7 protein-coding genes are annotated in these 17437 nt (G+C 75.7%); 3 read left to right on the top strand and 4 right to left on the bottom strand.

From position 1 onward, the window contains the following. Positions 1-271 precede the first annotated feature (271 nt). From J5Y04_RS14650 to J5Y04_RS14640, 3 genes are read left to right on the top strand one after another with little or no spacing between them, the layout of a single operon-like run. Positions 272-520: an acyl carrier protein gene (locus tag J5Y04_RS14650; protein ID WP_209412439.1), complete on the top strand. Its 249-nt coding sequence runs from the start codon at positions 272-274 to the stop codon at positions 518-520. Beyond that, a complete protein-coding gene (locus J5Y04_RS14645; RefSeq protein ID WP_209412608.1) occupies positions 520-1995 on the top strand; it encodes a class I adenylate-forming enzyme family protein in 1476 nt (491 codons plus the stop codon). The genes J5Y04_RS14650 and J5Y04_RS14645 overlap by 1 nt, the downstream gene beginning before the upstream one ends. Beyond that, entirely contained in the window at positions 1992-2792 is an 801-nt protein-coding gene (locus J5Y04_RS14640) for a 4'-phosphopantetheinyl transferase superfamily protein (RefSeq protein ID WP_209412438.1), read from the top strand. The genes J5Y04_RS14645 and J5Y04_RS14640 overlap by 4 nt, the downstream gene beginning before the upstream one ends. Here the strand turns inward: J5Y04_RS14640 and ccrA are convergent. From ccrA to J5Y04_RS14620, 4 genes are all read right to left on the bottom strand, one after another. Further along, on the bottom strand, positions 2776-3939 hold the full coding sequence (ccrA, locus tag J5Y04_RS14635) for a crotonyl-CoA carboxylase/reductase (protein WP_209412607.1): 1164 nt from the start codon (positions 3937-3939) through the stop codon (positions 2776-2778). The genes J5Y04_RS14640 and ccrA overlap by 17 nt on opposite strands. Before the next feature lie 83 nt (positions 3940-4022). After that, positions 4023-4238, bottom strand: coding sequence for an MbtH family NRPS accessory protein (locus J5Y04_RS14630; protein ID WP_209412437.1), 216 nt, complete (start codon positions 4236-4238; stop codon positions 4023-4025). Positions 4239-4264: 26 nt separating this feature from the next. Continuing rightward, positions 4265-8053 (bottom strand): type I polyketide synthase, encoded by a 3789-nt coding sequence (locus J5Y04_RS14625; RefSeq protein WP_209412436.1) that lies wholly within the window; start codon positions 8051-8053, stop codon positions 4265-4267. Then, positions 8046-16865 (bottom strand): non-ribosomal peptide synthetase, encoded by an 8820-nt coding sequence (locus tag J5Y04_RS14620; protein ID WP_209412435.1) that lies wholly within the window; start codon positions 16863-16865, stop codon positions 8046-8048. Before J5Y04_RS14620 ends, J5Y04_RS14625 begins: the two co-directional genes overlap by 8 nt. Positions 16866-17437 lie beyond the last annotated feature (572 nt).

Genomic DNA, 17437 nt, shown 5'->3' with positions numbered 1-17437 from the left:
CGAAACAGAAAGAGGCGCCGATCGGCGCGGGCTATCCCCGGCGCCGCGGATCCGCGGGCGTGATGAAGGTCACGCACGGGGCGGGGAGTGCCGGACCCGCGGCGTCCCTCCTTCCAGAGGTGAGGGCAGTGCCAGGAGCCACCGCCCGCGGCGGCCGCTCGACGACCGACGAGCGGCGCGGCGGACGGGCGCGGCCGCCCACGGCGAAGTGAACACGCGCGTGAAGCGAACAAGCGCATGAAGCGAACGAGCGCACAGTGAAAGGGAAACCATGAGCCTGATCAGGTCGATGCTGGTGGAACTGACCGGCACCTCGGAGTACACCGACGGGATCGGTGACGACGTCGACCTCGCGGCCAGCGGCATCGACAGCGGGGACCTGGTGCGTCTGGTCCTGCTCATCGAGCAGCGCACCGGCGTGGAGGTCACCGCCGAGGACATGGAGAAGCTCGCCACGATCGGCGACTACGAGCGCTTCGTCGAGGAGCGGAGCGCCGCCCAGCAGTCCGGCGGCGCGTGATGTGGCTCAGCCAGCTGACGGAACGCAACCGGCAGTGCTTCCCCGACCGGGTGGCGCTGGTGGACGAGCGCCGCTCGGTCACCTGGTCCCAGTTCCACGAGCGCACCGTCCGCCTCGCCCACGGGCTGGCGGCTCTCGGCATCGCCCCCGGCGACCGGGTGGTGGTGCTCTCGCTGGACCGCGTCGAGGTGCTGGAGACCTACTTCGCGCTGGCCCGGCTCGGCGCGCTGTTCGTGCCGCTCAACCACAGTCTCACGGTGTCCGAGGTCGCCGAGATCGTGGAACGGGTCGAGCCGACCGCCCTGATCGGCGAGACGGCGCTGCTGGAGCGCTTCGCGGACCTCCCGGTGTCGCGGCGGATCGCCCTGGACGAGCCGGCCTTCGCGGAACTCGGTGCGCAAGCAGCGCAGTTCGAGCTGCCGGAGATCGCGGACACCGACCCCGTCGCGATCCTGCACACCTCGGCCACCACCGGGCGGGCCAAGGGCGTCGTGGTCGACCAGCGGTCGTTCCGGGCCATCGCGCTCGGCTGGCTGGCCGTCAGCAGGCCGGCCGACGACATGGTGCTGGTCAACTGCTGCCCGCTCTACCACGGCAGCATGGTGGTCACGCTGACCTACCTGGCCGCCGGGGCCACCGCCGTGCTGATGCCCGGCTTCAACCCGCAGCGCGCGCTGGCCGCGGTCGAGACCCACCGCGCCACGCACATCTGGCTGGTCCCGCAGATGCTGCGCTTCATGCTGCAGGCCAAGGCCCTGGAACGCACCGAGCTCGGAACCCTGCGCGAGGTGATGTACGGCGCCGCGCCGATGCCCCCCGAGGTGTACGTGGCGGCCGCCGAGCGGCTGGGCTGCGGGTTCCGGCAGGTCTACGGCATGACCGAGGTCGGCGGCCCGTTCGTCACCCTCGGCCCGGAGGAGCACCCGGCCCCGGACGCGGTGGGCGAGATCGTGCCCGCCGGCCGGGTCGTCCCCGGCATGTCCGTGCGTGCGATCGGCGCCGACGGGCAGGAGGTGGCGCCGGAGGCGATCGGCGAGATCGTGGTCCGCGGGCCGGGCGTCATGCACGGCTACCTGCACAACCCGGAGGCCACCGCCGAGATCACCACGGCGGACGGCTGGATCCGCACCGGCGACCTCGGCCGGATCGACCGGGCCGGCCGCATCCACCTGGTCGACCGCACCAAGGACCTCATCCTGCGGGCCGGGCAGAACGTCTACCCGTCCGAGATCGAGCGGGCGCTGCTGCAGCACCCGGCGGTGCGGGACACGGCCGTGGTCGGCGTGCCCGACGCCGACTACGGCGAGGTGCCGCTGGCCTACGTGGTCGCCGAGGCGGGCACCGGTCGCGCCGAACTGCAGCGCCACCTGGCCGAGCGGCTGGCGCCGTACAAGCGCCCGGCGCGGATCGAGTTCATCGAGCAGGTGCCGCGCAATCCGGCCGGAAAGATCGTCAAGAAGCTGCTCCGGGTGTGACCGCGGAACTCACACGGCGGCAGGTCCTGGACGACCTGCCGCCGCTGCGTGCCGCACTGGCTGCCCGCGGCCTCTCCCTGGCCTGGGCCGTCGCCGAGGCCGACGCGGACGGCGACGCCGGACACCCGGACGTCACGCCCGCCGGGCCGGGCGAGGCACAGGCCGCGGCCGGGATGCCGCCCACCCGCCGCCGCGAGTTCCTGGCCGGCCGGTGGGCGGCGCGGCGGGCGCTGCGCGCGGCCGGGGGCCCGGGGGGCGAGATCGGGCGGGCCGGGCGACGCCCGCTGGCACCGGCCGGCTGGGCGCTGTCCATCAGCCACTCGGCCGGGCTCGCGGTGGCCGTCGCCGCGCCGCTCAGCCGGTACGCCGCGGTCGGCTGCGACCTGGAGCTGCGCCGGCTGCCGGCCGCCGCGGCCCGCCTGGTGCTGACCGGGCCGGAGCGCGCCTGGGCCGGCGACGCCGGTACGCCGGGTGCGGAGCACCGGCTGCTGGCCCTGTTCTCCGCCAAGGAGGCGGCCTTCAAACTGCTGTGCGGGCTGCGGCCGGAGACCTTCGGCGCGCTCACCGTGGCCCGCCTGAGCGCCGACCCGCCGCCGGTCGGTGCCCGGCCGCGGGCCTTCCGGCTGCGGCCGAGCCTGCCGGGCGCACCGGACCCGCAGGGTGTACCGGACCTGCCGTGCCCGCCGGGTACGGCCCGGGCGCCGGGTACGCCGCCGCCCGCGGCGCTGGTACGGGTCGGCGCCACGGGCGACGGGGTGTTCTGCTGGACGGCGCTGCCCGCTAGCGTCCGGCGTTGACCAGCACCGCCATGTTCCCCGGCGGGTGCTGGTTGTCGTGGATGAGCTGGTGCGCCAGCCCGACGTCCTCGAAGTCGAAGGTGCGCGACAGGCACGGGTCGACGAACCCCTGCTGGATCAGCGCCGAGACCTCCCGCGCCTCCCGGGCGCTGGCCACGTGCGAGCCCTGCAGGCGCTTCTGCCGCATCCACAGGAACCGCAGGTCCACGTCGCCGTTGTAGCCGGTGGTGCCGCCGCAGATGACCACCATGCCGGCGTTGTCGCACAGGTACATCGAGGTCGGGATGGTGTCCTGGCCGGAGTGCTCCAGCACGATCCGCGGCGCCCGCCGCTCGCCCAGCACCTCCCAGAACCGGCGGCCGAACGCCCGGGCCCCCTGGAGCCAGTGGGCCATCGCCTCCTGGTCGGTGGCGTCCGGCAGCCGTCCCCAGTGGTCGAAGTCGCGCCGGTCGATCCAGCCCCGGGCGCCCAGGCGCACGCAGAACTCGCCGCGCTCCGCGTTGGAGACCACCGCCACCGGGACGCCCCCGGCGTGCCGGACCAGCTGGATCGCGATGCTTCCCAGGCCGCCCGCGCCGCCCCAGATCAGCACCGGGTCGCCGGGCCGGACCGAGTGCGGCTCCCAGCCGAACAGCTGGCGGTAGGCCGTGGCCGCGGTCGCGAGGTAACAGGCGGCCTCGGCCCAGGACAGCCGGGCGGGCTTGGGGTGCAACTGGTACTCGCCGACCACCGCGAACTGCGCGAAGGAGCCGTAGTTCTCCTCGTAGCCCCACACCCGCTGGCTGGCGGAGGTCGCCGGGTCGGCGCCGAGCCGGATGTCCTCGGCGTGCTCGTCCCAGGTGCTGGCGAGCACCACCACCGCGTCCCCGGGCTTGAACTGCCGCACCCCCTCGCCGGTGGCCCACACCACGCCGGACAGGTCGGAGCCGCCGATGTGGAAGTCCTCGGTGGCGCCCTGCTTCTGCCGCGCCGCGATCACGTCCAGCGGGTAACCCTGCGCCGCCCAGACGTTGTTGTAGTTGACGCCGGCCGCCATCACCTTCACCAGCACCTGGTTGCGGCCGACCGGCGGCACGTCCACCACCTCGGTGCGGAAGGCGTCCGCGGGGCGGCCGTAGCGCTCCCGGCGGATCAGCGAGGCGTACATCTGCCGCGGCGTGTGCCCCAACTCGGGGGCGTCGCCCAGTTCGTAGAGGTCCTTCTCGGCGAAGGGGACCTGGCTCGGCTGGATCACCGGGAGACTCCTCGGGTGGTGGTACCGGGGGCGGAAGCGGCGGCCGCGTGCTCGGCGGCCGCCAGGCTGGCACGGTGGGAGGCGGCCGGCAGCACCTGCCGCCAGCCGGCCGGGGGCTCGGCGAAGACCGGCCAGAGCGAGTGTTCTCCGGCGGCGTTCACCAGTAGCACGTGCGACGCCTCGTCGCCGCGGTCCTCGAACGGACTGCGCATGGGTCTCTCCTGTCTTACGTGGTCGTTCACGACTTCAGCGCGGCGGCCAGCACCGCGCCGATCTCGGCCATCGGCCCGGGTTCGGTCATGCCGTAGTGGCTGCAGGCGACCGGGTGGTCGTGCAGGGTGCCGGTGACGTACGGGCGCCAGGACTCGGCCTTGCCGGGCCTGAGCGACGGGTCGACCGGCCCGTCCCCGGCGGGCCGGTCCGCGCTCGCGGTGAAGAACAGCGCGTCGCCGTCGAAGACCCCGGGTGCGAAGCCGGGTGCGATCCGCAGGTTGTTGCGCATCACCTCGGCGATCCGTTCGGCCTCCGCCCCGGTCACCGGCGAAGTCCCGCCGTCGGCCCCGGACAGCCGCGCCAGCACCCCGGCCACGGTCGGCAGCGGCCCGTCGCCCGGCTCCAGGCCCGCCACCCGCAGCAGCAGCGCCGCCACCTGGGACTCGATCTGCTCCTCGGTCCAGTGCAGGCCGTACGGCTGCGGCGCGTCCAGCATCGCCAGCAACTCCACCTCCTCGCCCTGCCGTTGCAGGGCGCAGGCGATGGCGTGCGCCACGAAACCGCCGTACGACCAGCCGAGCAGCCGGTACGGGCCGTGCGGCTGCTGTTCGCGCAGCAGCGCCACGTACGCGTCGGTCATCGCCGCGGCGTCGGCGGCCGGCGAGCGCCTTCCGTCCAGCCCGAGGGCCTGGATGCCGAAGACCGGCTGGTCGGCGCCGAGGTGGGGCAGCAGCCCGGAGTACCGCCAGGACACGCCCGCCCCCGGGTGCACGCAGAACAGTGCGGTCTGCTCACCCTCGGCGCGCAGCGGCAGCAGCGGCGCGAAGGCCTCGGGGCCGCCGCCACGGCCCGCGGCCGCGATCAGCCGGGCCACGGTCGGGGCCGACAGCAGCGCGGCGGCCGGCACGTCCAGCACCCCGGCCTCGCGCAGCCGGCCGACCAGCAGCACGCCGCGCATCGAGTCGCCGCCCAGGTCGAAGAAGTTGTCGTCGACGCCGATGCCCTCGACACCCAGCACCGCCTCCCAGACCTCGGTGGCCGCCTGTTCCAGCGGGGTGCGCGGCGGCACCTGCTCGGTCGTCAGGTACGGGCGCGGAGAGCGTCCGGCGGGGGTTCCGGCAGGGCCGTCCGCCGCCCCGGCCGGGCGGGCCCCGGGGGCGTCGATCCAGTACCGCCGGCGGTCGAACGCGTAGCCGGGCAGCGGGACCGGACGCACCTGCTCGGCCGGGTCCGGCTCGGGCAGCGCGGCCACGCCGGCGCTCCACAGCCGCCCGAGTGCGGCCGCCAGCACCTGCCCGTCCGGGCTCTCGGCCTTGGCGTGCCGCATCGTGGTCACCCCCACCACCGCGGCCTGTTCGCCGAGCGCGGCGCCGGCCAGCTTCAGCAGGGTGTCACCGGGGCCGATCTCCACCAGCACCGGGTTGCCGCGCTCCCACAGCGTCCGGACGCCGTCGGCGAACCGCACGGTCTGCCGGGTGTGGGCGACCCAGTGCTCCACCGAGCCGGCCTGCGCGTCGGTGGCCCAGCCGCCGGTGACGTTGGTGACGTAGGGGATGCGCGGTGGGCGCAGGGGGGACGAGCGCAGGTGCCCGGCCAGCTCGCCGAGCGCCGGGTCCAGCACGGCGGAGTGCGCCGCGGCCGGCATCCGCAGGCGGCGGAACGTCACCCCCGCCTCCGCCAGCCGCCGTTCCAGCTCCGCCACGGCGGCCACCGGGCCGGCGACCGTGCAGGCGGCCGGGCCGTTGACGGCGGCCAACGAGACCCCCTCGGTCAGGAACGGCCGCAGCTGCTGCTCGCCCAGCGCCACCCCGACCGTGGCACCGCCGCAGGCGGAGATCAGCCGGATCCGCTCGTGGACCAGCGGCAGCATCTCCTCCAGGGTGAACACCCCGGCCAGGCAGGCGGCCGTGTACTCGCCGAGCGAGTGCCCGATCATCGCGTCCGGGCGCACCCCGCGCTCGGCGAGCTCCGCGGCCAGCGCGTACTGGGTGACCACCAGCGCCAGGAACGCCTCGGCGGCCGCCGGGTCCACCTGCTCGAACAGCGCGGTGCGCAGGTCCCCGCCGAGCCCGGGCCGCAGGATGCGGGCGCACTCGTCCACCGCGTCCCGGTACACCCCGCCGGCCCGGTACAGCTCGGTGCCCATGCCCACGTACTGGGTGCCACCGCCGGGGAACAGGAACGCCACCGGCCGCGGTGCGCCGTCCGCCACCTCCACCGGTTCGGGCAGCGGCGCGCGCAGCGCGCCCACCGCCTCCCGGGCACTGCGCACGGCGACCGCGGAGCGCAGCCGCATCGCCGGCCGGTGCCCGGTCAGCGTGTGGGCGACGTCGGCCAGCCGTAGCCCGGGGTCGTCCGCCAGCCGCCCGGCCAGCGCGTCGGCCTGGCCGCGCAGGGCGCCCGGGGTGCGGGCCGACAGCGGCAGCACCCGCCAGCGTTCCTGCTCCGGCGCCCGGGAGTCCGCCGGGACGGCCGGCGCCTCCTCCAGTACGACGTGCGCGTTGGTGCCGCCCACGCCGAAGGCGCTCACCGCGGCGCGGCGCGGGTGCCGGCCGGCCGGCCAGTCCTCCAGCGCGGTCGGCACCCGGAACGGGGTGGCGGTGAAGTCGATCAGCGGGTTGGGCCGCTCGAAGTGCAGGCTGGGCGGGACCTGCCGGTGCTCCAGCGCGAGGACGGCCTTGACGAACCCGGCGATGCCCGCCGCCGCGCCCAGGTGCCCGATGTTGGTCTTCACGGAGCCCAGCGCGCAGTAGCCGCGTTCGTCGGTGGTGTGCCGGAACGCCTCGGTGAGCGCCGCGACCTCGATCGGGTCGCCCATCGCGGTCGCGGTGCCGTGCGCCTCGACCAGGCCGATGGTGTCCGCGGTGATGCCGGCCGCCACCTGCGCGGCCAGGACCGCCTCGGTCTGGCCGACCGGGCTCGGCGCGGTGAAGCCGACCTTGCGGCGGCCGTCGTTGTTCACCGCCGAGCCGCGCACCACCGCCCGGATCCGGTCCCCGTCGGCGATCGCGTCCTCCAGGCGCTTGAGCACCACCACGCCCACCCCGTCGCCGGAGGAGGTGCCGGCCGCGTCCGCGGCGAAGGCCCGGCAGTACCCGTCCGGCGAGAACGGACCGCCGGGCACCCAGCGGTAGCCCAGCAGCGCCGAGGGGTTGACCGACACCGCCCCGGCCAGGGCGGTGTCGCAGCGGTAGTCGATGAGGTCCTGGCAGGCCTGGTGGACGGCCACCAGGGCCGTGGAGCAGGCGGTCTGCAGGGACAGGCTCGGCCCGGTCAGCCCCAGCTCGTAGGAGACCCGGGTGGCCAGGGTGCCCAGCGAGTTGCTGGTGGCCGCGTGCACCAGGGCGACCGAGCCGGGCCGGCCGGCGTACTGCGGGTGCAGGTGCGCCGGGTAGTAGCGGCTGTCGCCCGCCCCCGCGTACACCCCGACCTGCCGGTCGTCGAAGCCGCCGGCGTACCCCGCGTCCTCCACCGCGTGGTAGGCGGTCTCCAGCAGCAGGCGCTGCTGCGGGTCCACCACGGCGGCCTCGGTCGGGCTGTAGCCGAAGAACGTGGCGTCGAAGCGGTCGATGCCCTCCAGGGCGGAGACCCTGCGGACCAGGTCGGGGTCGGCCAGGTCCGCCGGGTCGCCGCCCGCGGCCAGGAACTCCTCGTCGCCCACCAGCCGCATGGAGTCCCGGCCGGCGGCCAGGTTGGCCCAGAACTCGGCGACGTCGGCCGCGCCCGGGAACCGGGCGGCCATGCCGATCACCGCGATCAGCGGCGGGTCGTCGACCGTGGTCGGGTCGGTGGTGGCCAGGTGCTCGTCAGGCATGGTTGTCGCCCTTCTGCTGTGCGGTGGTACGGCGGGCGGCCTGCGCGGTGCGCCGCCGCTGCGCCTGCTGGCGGGCCCGGTCCAGAGCCGAGGGGGCGCCGGGGGCGCCGGCGGCCGTCGGCCCGGCGGGTCGGCCGGCGGCGCCGGTCTCCGGTACGCCGGTGGCGGGCGCGGTGTCGTCGGCGGTGCGCACGCCGGTCTCGGCGAGGTGCCGGGCCAGATCGCGCACCGTCGGGTGGCCGAACAGGTCCACCACCGTCAGCTCGGTGCCCAGCGCCTCGTTCACCCCGGCCTGCGCGGCCACCAGCAGCAGCGAACTGCCGCCCAGGTCGAAGAAGTTCTCCTCCCGGCCGATCCGCTCCCGGCCCAGCACCCGGGCCCAGAGCCCGGCGATGGTCTCCTCCAGCCGGTCCGCCGCGCCGTCCGGGGCCCCGGACGCGCCGGGCTCGGCGGACCCCGCGGCCCGCAGCACCCAGTGCCCGTCGACGTCCAGCGTCCGGGCCGCCCCGGCCGCGCCCGTGCACACCGCTCCCAGGTCCGCGCCGTCGGCCAGCACCACCCGGCCGGCCAGTCGCTGCACCGGGCGGGCCGGGCCGGCCAGGTGCGCGCGCACCCAGGGCGCCGTCCGGTCCGCGCCGATCAGCAGGTGCGGCTCGGCCAGCGAGGCCGCCAGGTCGTACGAGCGCAGGGCCGCCACCGGATCGAGGGCGCGGTAGCCGCGGGCCTCGGTCAGCGCCGCCAACCGGTAGCCCTCGCTCATCCCGCGTCCCTTCCAGGCGCTCCAGGCGAGACTGCGCACCGGGCGTCCGTCCCGACCGTGGCGCACCGCGAGCGCGTCGAGGAAGGCGCAGCCCGCCGCGTAGGCCGCGTTGAGCGAGCCGCCGAAGAAGCCGTTGACCGACGAGAAGGCGGTGTAGGAAGCGCCCAGCTCCGCGGCCAGCCGGTGCAGCACCCAGCCGCCCTCGACCTTGGCGGCCAGCGCGGACCGCCAGCGCTCGGGATCCAGCTCGGTGATCGGCGCCTCGTCCCGGGCGCCGGCCAGGTGCAGCACGCCGGCCAGCGGCACCGACCACGCGTCGCGGGCCCGGTCCACCGCGGCCCGCAGCTGCACCGGGTCGGTGACGTCGGCCGTCTCGTAGCGGACCTCGCCCAGCGCGCGCAGCCGCCGGTACGCCTCGATCCGTTCGGCCGCCGGGCCGTCCGCGGCCGGCCCCCGCTCCCGGTCGGGCTCGTCGGGCAGGGCGGTGCGGCCGACCAGCAGCAGCCGGGTGCCGGGCGTGCGCAGCAGGTGGGCGGCCAGCTCCGTGCCGACCCCGCCCAGGCCGCCACTGACCAGGACGAAGCCGGGCGCGTCGGGGTCGGCGCTCTGTTCGGACAGCTGTTGTTCGGGCAGCTGCTGTTCGGCCGACGGCTGTTCCGGCAGCGGCGCCAGCCGGCGCAGGTGACGGACCCCCGACCGGTGGGCGACCTCCGGCTCACCGGGCGGCAGCGCCAGCTCGGTCAGCAGTGCCCCGGCCGCCGCCTCGGCGTCGACGTCCGCCGCCAGATCGAGGTGGACGGCGCCCAGCCAGGGAAGTTCCTCGCGCAACGTGCGCAGCAACCCGCCGGCGGCCGCGTGCAGGTAGCCGCCCCGCTCGGCCGGCAGCACCGGGTGGGCACCGGCGGTGGCGAAGACCAGCGGCAGCGGGGCGGGGCGGTGCGCGGCCCGGGCGGCCAGTGCCCGGGCCAGCGCGAGCAGCGACTGCGCGCCGTCGCGCTGCGCCTCGACCAGCTCCGCGACGCTGTCGGGCTCGCGGTCGGCGCCGTCCAGCGCACCCAGGTGCAGCACGGCGTCCACCGTGCGGCCGTCCTGCGCGAGCCGGTCCAGCAGCCGGGCCAGGTCGGCCTCGTGGTCCGGTCGGACCCGGTAGCGAGCCGCGTCGGCGCGCTCGAAGCCGGGGCCCGCCGTCACCACGGTGCAACGGCCGTCCGCCGCCCGCAGCCCGGCGGCCACCCGCTCCGCCACGGCGCCGGCCCGCTCGCCGCGGCCGGCCAGCACCAGGGTGTGCCCAGGGGTGCCGCCCGGCGCGCTGTGCGGCCGGGCGGGCTGCCACACCGGGCGCAGGAACCAGTCCGGGACGGTGACGGCGGTGCCCAGCAGCTCCTCCGCCTGCCGCAGCACCTCGTCGAACTGCCCGGCCTCGAAGCGCTTGCGCAGCTGGGTGCGCTGGATCTTGCCGATCTCGGTCTTGGGGATCACGGCCGCCGCGACCGGCAGCAGGTGGGCCGGGCTCACCCCGATCTCCCGCGTCACCTTGCCGCGGATCTCGCGCAGCGCCGCGGCGGCGTCCACCCCGTCGGCCAGGTGGACGAAGAGCGCCAGCTCGTCGGTGCCCGCCGACGGATCCGGACGCACGGCCACCGCGGCGGTGAAGCTGCGCACCACGGTGGCGAGTTCCTCGACGCAGGCCTCGATCTCGTGGCTGTAGTGGTTGACGCCGTTGACGATGATGACGTCCTTGGCACGGCCGGTGATGTACAGCTCACCGGCGCGGAGGAACGCCAGGTCCCCGGTCTCGAACCAGCCGTCCGCGGTGAACGACTCGGCGTTGGCCTTGGCGTTGTCGTGGTAGCCCGAGGTCACCGAGGTGCCGCTGACCTGCAGCCGGCCGACCTCGCCCTCGCGCAGCACCCGGTCGGTGCCGTCCACGATCCGCATCGCGAAGCCCGGGTACGGCAGACCGCAGCTGACGAAGGACTCGTCGGCCCCGGTCGGTTCGCCCGGCAGGCTGATGTCGGTGACCACCGAGCAGGTCTCGGACATGCCCCAGCCCGGGTGCATCACGTCCTGCGGCAGGCCGAACGGGCGCAGCACGTGCAGGAAGCCGCGGGCGGTGGCGGCCACCACGACCTCGCCCGCGTTCATCACCAGCCGCATCGGCGACAGGTCCCAGCGGCGGCCGGCCATCCGGTCGGCGTGTTCGGCCACCAGGCCGAACGCGAAGTTGGGCGCCCAGGTGACGCTCACCCGGTGACGGTCGGCCAGGTCGAGCCAGCGCAGCGGGTCCTGGAGCAACCAGCCGGTCGGCGCGTGGACCTGACGACAGGTCAGGTAGACGTCGCGCAGGTGGAACATCACCACGCCGGTCACGTGGTCCAGCGGGATCCAGTTGAGCGAGACGTCGGCGGCCGACAGGCCGTTGGTGACGGCGGCGGCCGCCGAGCGGGTGAGCACGTTGCCGTGGGTCAGCCGCACCGCCTTGGGCAGGCCGGTGCTGCCCGAGGTCATCAGCATCAGCAGCAGGTCGTCCGGCCGCGCTCGGTACCAGTCCAGGTCCTCCGGGCCCCGGCGCAGCGCGTCCACCGTGGCCAGCCGCAGCTCCGGCCAGCCGCGGCGCTGCGCCAGGCCGCGCAGCCCCGGCTCGCCGGCCGTGGTGGTGACCACCGGCGGCATGCCCAGCATCCGCCAGATGCCCTCCAGCTTGGTCAGTGCCGCCGACGCGGCCTCGTAGGAGGCGGGCACGGTCAGTGGGACGGCCGTGATGCCGCCCAGGATGCAGCCCCACAGCGCGGCGACGTAGTCCTCGGTGTCCTCGCACTGCAGGATCACCCGGTCGCCGGGGCGCAGCCCGAGGGCCCGCAGCCCGCCCAGCACCCGGGACGCCTCCGGGACCAGCGAGGCGTAGCTGCGCCGGGTCTCCGAGCCGTCCGCGCGGACGTGCACCACCTCCGCGTGCTCCCCGGCCGTGGCGGCGCGGCGCAGTGCCGCCGCCCAGCTGCCCACCGTCGGCTCCGGAAGCTCGGGGCCGGTGCTCACCGCGAGGGGCGCGTCCGTGGTGGTCGCCGCCTCGGCGGCCTGCTCCGCCACCGGCCGCCGCCGGGCGGCGGCCGGTCGCCGGGTGCCCAGCTCCTCGGGCGCGTCCTCGAGCTCGACGGTGGCCGCGCGGACACCGGGCAGCGCGGCCAGCGCGCGCTGCCACTGTTCGGCGGTCACCCGGTCCAGCGGCGGCAGGCTCAGCAGCGCGGCGGTGTCCAGCGCGCCGTTGGCGTCGTACGGCAGGGTGCCGACCGCGGTCAGCCGGGCGTCGGCGCCGAGCGCCCGTGCGGCCTGTTCGGCGGCCCCCGCGCGGGCGGGCACCGCGAACAGCCGTGCCCGGCCGTCCGGTTCGCGGACGGCGGCCGCCGCGCGCAGCCCGCCGGCGGCCAGTGCGGCGCGCTCCGGCGCGGCAGGGTCGGGGCCGGGCCGGGCCGGACCGGCCACGCCCTGCGGTGGCGGGGGAGCGGGCAGCGCGCCGAGCCGCTGCGCCGGGTCGGCGGCGACCGCGGCCAACAGCCGGTGCAGCGCCTGCGCCAGACCCTGGACCGTGGCGGCGTCGAACAGCTCGGTGGCGTATTCCAGATGGCAGTCCAGGCCGGCCGGGGCGCCCTGCTCGTCGGACCGCTCGACCACGTCGAGGAACAGGTCGAACTTGGCGGTGCCGGTCGCGGTGGGCCGCAGCGGCGCCGTGACCGGGCCCAGCCTCAGCACGGCCTCGCCCGCGTTCTGCAGTGCCAGCATCACCTGGAACAGCGGGTGCCGGGCCGGGTGCCGGGGCGGGTTGAGGGCCTCCACCAGCAGCGGGAACGGAAGGTCCTGGTGGTCGTAGGCGGCCAGGTCGACGGCCCGCACCCGGGCCAGCAGGGTGCGGAAGTCCGGGTCGCCGGAGGCGTCGGTGGGCAGCACCAGGGTGTTGGTCAGCAGGCCGACCAGGTCGTCCAGCGCCGGGTCGGTGCGGCCGGCGACGGGCGTGCCGATCGCGACCACCGGGCCGGCGCCCCACCGGGTGAGGAGCGCGCCCAGCGCGGCCTGCAGCACCATGAACAGGCTGGCCCCGCCGTCCTCGGCGAGCCGCAGCAGCGCCCGGTGCAGATCGGCGTCCACGGTCAGCGTGCGGGCCGCGCCGCGGTCGCCGGGCCGGGTGCCACGGGGCCGGTCCGCAGGCAGGCCCGCGTCCTCCGGCAGGCCGGCCAGCGCCTCGCGCCAGAAGGCCAGTTGCTGCTCCAGCAGGCCTGCCCCGGCCGGTGGCGGGGCGAGCAGGCGGCGCTGCCAGAGCGCGTAGTCGGCGTACTGCACCGGCAGCGGGCGCCATCCCGGGCCCCGGCCGGCCACCCGGGCCGCGTAGGCCGCGGACAGGTCGTCGGCCAGCGGGCGCAGCGACCAGCCGTCACCGGCGCTGTGGTGCAGGACCAGGACCAGCACGCGGTCCTGGCCGGTGCCCAGCAGCCAGGCGCGCAGCGGCAGTTCACCCGCCAGGTCGAAGCGGTGGCGCAGTGTGGCGGTGAGCTGCGCGGCGACCTCCTCGGCGGGGCAGTCGACCTCCGTCAGCTGCGGGGCGCGCTCCCCGGCGGGCAGCACCCGCTGCCGGGGCCGGCCCTCCGTCTCGATCAGCAGGGTGCGCAGGCTCTCGTGCCGGTCGGCCAGGTCGGCCAGCGCCGCACGCAGCGCTTCGACGTCCAGCTCGCCGGCCAGCGGTACCACCAGGGGGATGTTGTAGGTGGCGCCGGAGGCGTCGATCCGGTTGAGGAACCACATGCTCTCCTGTCCGTGGGAGAGCGGCAGCAGCTCGGGACGCGCGGCTTGCGCGAGCGGCGGGCGGGCCCCCGGCCGCGGACCGTCGGGCGTCAGCCGCCCAGCCACCCCGGCGGGCGTCGGGGCGTCAAACAGCGCCGCCACCGGCACCTGTTGACCGGTCTCCAGGCGCAGCCGGGAGAGCAGCCGGGTGGCACTCAGCGAGTGGCCGCCCAGGGCGAAGAAGCTGTCGTCGCGGCCGACGCTGCCCCCGGGCAGGCCCAGCACCTCCTCGAACAGCCTGCAGACCAGGGCCTGTTCGGCGGTGTCCGGGGCCCGGCCGCCGGCCGCGGCGGCGAAGTCCGGCGCCGGCAGCGCGGCCGCGTCCAGCTTGCCGTTGCCGGTCAGCGGCAGCGCCTCCAGCAGCACGCAGGCGGCCGGGACCAGGTGTTCGGGCAGCAGCCCGGCCAGGTGGGCCCGGAGCGAGCCCGGGTCGGGCCGCTCGCCGGGCGCCGGTACGACGTACGCCACCAGCACCCGGTCGCCGCCCAGTTCGCGGGCCACCACGGCCGCCTGGGCCACCGCGGAGTGACCGACCAGGGCGGCCTCGATCTCGCCGGGCTCGATCCGGAAGCCGCGGATCTTGACCTGCTGGTCGGCCCGGCCCCGGTACTCCAGGGTGCCGTCCCCGGCGCGCCGGGCGAGGTCGCCGGTGCGGTACATCCGGGACCCGGGTGCACCGAACGGGTCGGCGACGAAGCGCTGCACGGTCAGCCCCGGCCGGTCCAGGTAGCCGAGCGCCAGGCCGGGACCGGCGACGTACATCTCGCCCACCGTGCCGGGCGGCACCGGCTGCAGGCAGTGGTCCAGCACGTACACGCGCAGGTCGGCGAGCGGGACGCCGATGGTGCCCCGCGGGTTGGGCTCCTCGACCGCTTCCCGGGTCACCCGGTGGTGGGTGACGTGCACCGTGGTCTCGGTGATGCCGTACATGTTGACCAGCTCCGGGCAGCGGTCCCCGTGCCGCTCCAGCCAGGGGCGCAGGTGCGCGGCCTCCAGCGCCTCGCCGCCGAGCACGACGTAACGCAGGGCCAGGGGTTCCGCCTCGGCGGGTGCCTCCTGGTCGGCCCGCACCAGCTGGTGGAAGGCCGAGGGCGTCTGGTTGAGCACGGTGACGCGCTCGCGCCGCAGCAGCTCCAGGAAGTCCCCCGGCGCACGGGAGACCGCGTACGGGACGACCACCAGACGGCCGCCGTGCAGCAGCGCGCCCCACAACTCCCAGACGGAGAAGTCGAAGGCGTAGGAGTGGAAGAGCGTCCAGACGTCCTCGGGTCCGAACGCGAAGTGCTCGGCGGCGGCGAACAGTCGCAGCACGTTGCCGTGCGGGACCGGCACGCCCTTCGGCCGGCCGGTCGAGCCCGAGGTGTGGATGACGTACGCCACGGTGTCCGGGGTGAGCGGCGCGGTCCGGTCGGCGTCGGTGAGGTCGGCGGGGGAGAGCGCGGCGAGTTCCCGCTCGTCCTCCGGGGCGCCGAGCACCACGGGCGTCGCGCCGTCCGCGGGCAGCTTCGCGGCGCTGCCGGCCTCGGTGACGGTGAGCAGCGGCGCGGCGTCCTCGGTCACCAGGCGCAGCCGCTCGGCGGGCTGGGCCGGGTCCAGCGGCAGGTAGCCGGCGCCGGTCTTGAGCACGGCGAGGACGGCGGTGACCAGCTCGGCGGTGCGCGGCAGGGCCAGCGCCACCAGGCGGCCGGGGCCGGCGCCGCGGGCCGCCAGCAGACGGGCGAGCCGGTTGGCCCGGTCGTTCAGCTGGGCGTAGGTCAGGGTGCCCTGCTCGTCGGTGACGGCCGGTGCCTGCGGGGCGAGGGCCGCCTGCGCCTCGAACCGGGCCGGCACGGTGCCGCGGGCCGCTGCGGTGAGGGCGGCGGGCAGCGGCGGCGCCGGGGTGAGCTCGGGCAGCTGCCGGTGCTCGTGCGGCAGCAGCAGGGAGGTGCGGGCGAGCGGCAGGCCGGGCTCGGCGGCGGCCAGTTGGTCGAGCAGGTGTACGAAGCGCTGCTGGTGCGCGGTCAGCTCCTGGTCGGTGTAGACCGCGGGGTTCGCGTCGAAGGCCAGCCACAGCCCGGGACCGTCCTCGGCGGGGCGCACGTTGATCTGCAGGTCCTCGACGGCGCCGCCGGTGAGGTGGTGCGAGGTGCACGGGTGCCCGCCGAAGCGCAGGTCCTCGCTGAACGGGATCAGGTTGACCACCGGCCCGTACAGCCGCCGGCCCCCGTCGAGCAGGCCCAGGTCACGGCGCAGGTACTCGCCGCGGTACTGCTGGTTGCGCCGCAGGGCCGCCAGCTCGGCGGTGACCTCGCGCACCAGCTCGCCCACGGTGGTGCCCGGGCTCACCGTGACCCGCAGCGGCAGGATGTCGGAGGTGGTGCCCGGTGTGCGCAGCGCGGCCGAGCCCGGGCGGCTCATCGTGGCCAGCCCGAGCACCAGGTCCTCCGCGCCGGTCGCCCGGTGCAGGTAGGCGGCCACCGCGGCCAGTAGCAGGTCGGTGCGGGAGGCGCCGAACCGGCTGGCGGCCGCCGCCAGGGCCTCGGCGTCGGGCAGCACGGTGGCGCTGCGGCGGAACGGGTAGACCGGCGGCGCGGTGCGCCCGCTCAGCCGCACCGGTGCGGGCGCGTCGGCGAGGCGGTCGGTCCAGTACGCGCGGTGCCGGGCGAAGCGCTCCGAGGAGCGGTACGCGGCGTCGGCCTCCAGGAGCGGGCCGATCGGGCCGAACGGATCCGGCGGGACTTCATCGCCCGCGGCCAGCGCGCTGTAGGTCTCGGCCAGCCGGCGGGCCACCAGCTTGTAGCTGTAGCCGTCCAGCAGGATGTGGTGGGCGCGCAGGGACCAGGCGTAGTGGTCGGTGCCCAGCGTGAACAGTGCGTGGGTGAACAGCGGGCCGCTCTCCAGGTCCACGGCGGCGGCCAGGTCGGCGCGGATCCACGCCTCGGCCGCGGTCCGCGGCTCGGGCTCCGCGCTCACGTCGACCCGGTGCAGCGGCCAGTCGGCCGGCTCGGCGGGCAGCACGCAGCACGGTCCGTCCGGGGTGTCGCGGAAGCGCAGTGCGAAGGTCTGGGCCTCCGCCACCGTGCGGCGCAGGGCGGTCTCGAAGAGCGCCGGGTCGATGCGGCCGTGGATCTCGACGTACTCGGCGGTGTTGTAGGCGCCATTGGCCGGGTCGAGCCGCTGGGCGAACCAGATTCCTTCCTGGGCGCCCGACAGCGGCCGGAGTTCTTCCTCATGGACTGACATGGCACCAACCTTCAGCGCGGAGCGGGAATACCGCCGGAGAGACCGGCCGATGTGATCGAGCAGGAGTCGGGGCGCGCGCGAGGAAATCTGCCGGCGTACCCGAGGAAAGCTCAAGGAAAGAAGGGTGAAATTCGGGCCCAACGGAGCCCGGCGTGGAGAGGCGTCGCCCCGGTGAATGCATTGGCGACGGTGATCACTCAGAGCCTCATTATCAGGAGGCACCCTTGTCAGGTCAAGGTCAACTTCGGTGGGGGCGGCTGGGACAGAAGTGGACAACTGATGCGTTCGGCCAGCTCGGATGTGGATCTCCCGGCTCCCGTGTCGGGGTGGATTTGGCCGAGAACTCGCTGGAAGACGCGATTCGGCCATGTCTGAGAGGCGACCTTGGCGCATACGTGACCAGGTGAAAAGCTGAGCGCGCGGACTCCTTCAGTGGGTCCGCCGCAGCTACGGGGGATACGAATTGTGCTGCGGAAATGCGGATTCGGCTGGATCTGATCCGGTCGCCGTCCCGCAGGACCGAACAGTGCTCCGTTCCACAGCTCGAAAGGCTCACCATGCAGCGCTTGCTA

The organism is Kitasatospora sp. RG8 (assembly GCF_017813315.1).
GTDB lineage: Bacteria > Actinomycetota > Actinomycetes > Streptomycetales > Streptomycetaceae > Kitasatospora.
This window is presented reverse-complemented; position numbering and strand designations above follow the sequence as displayed.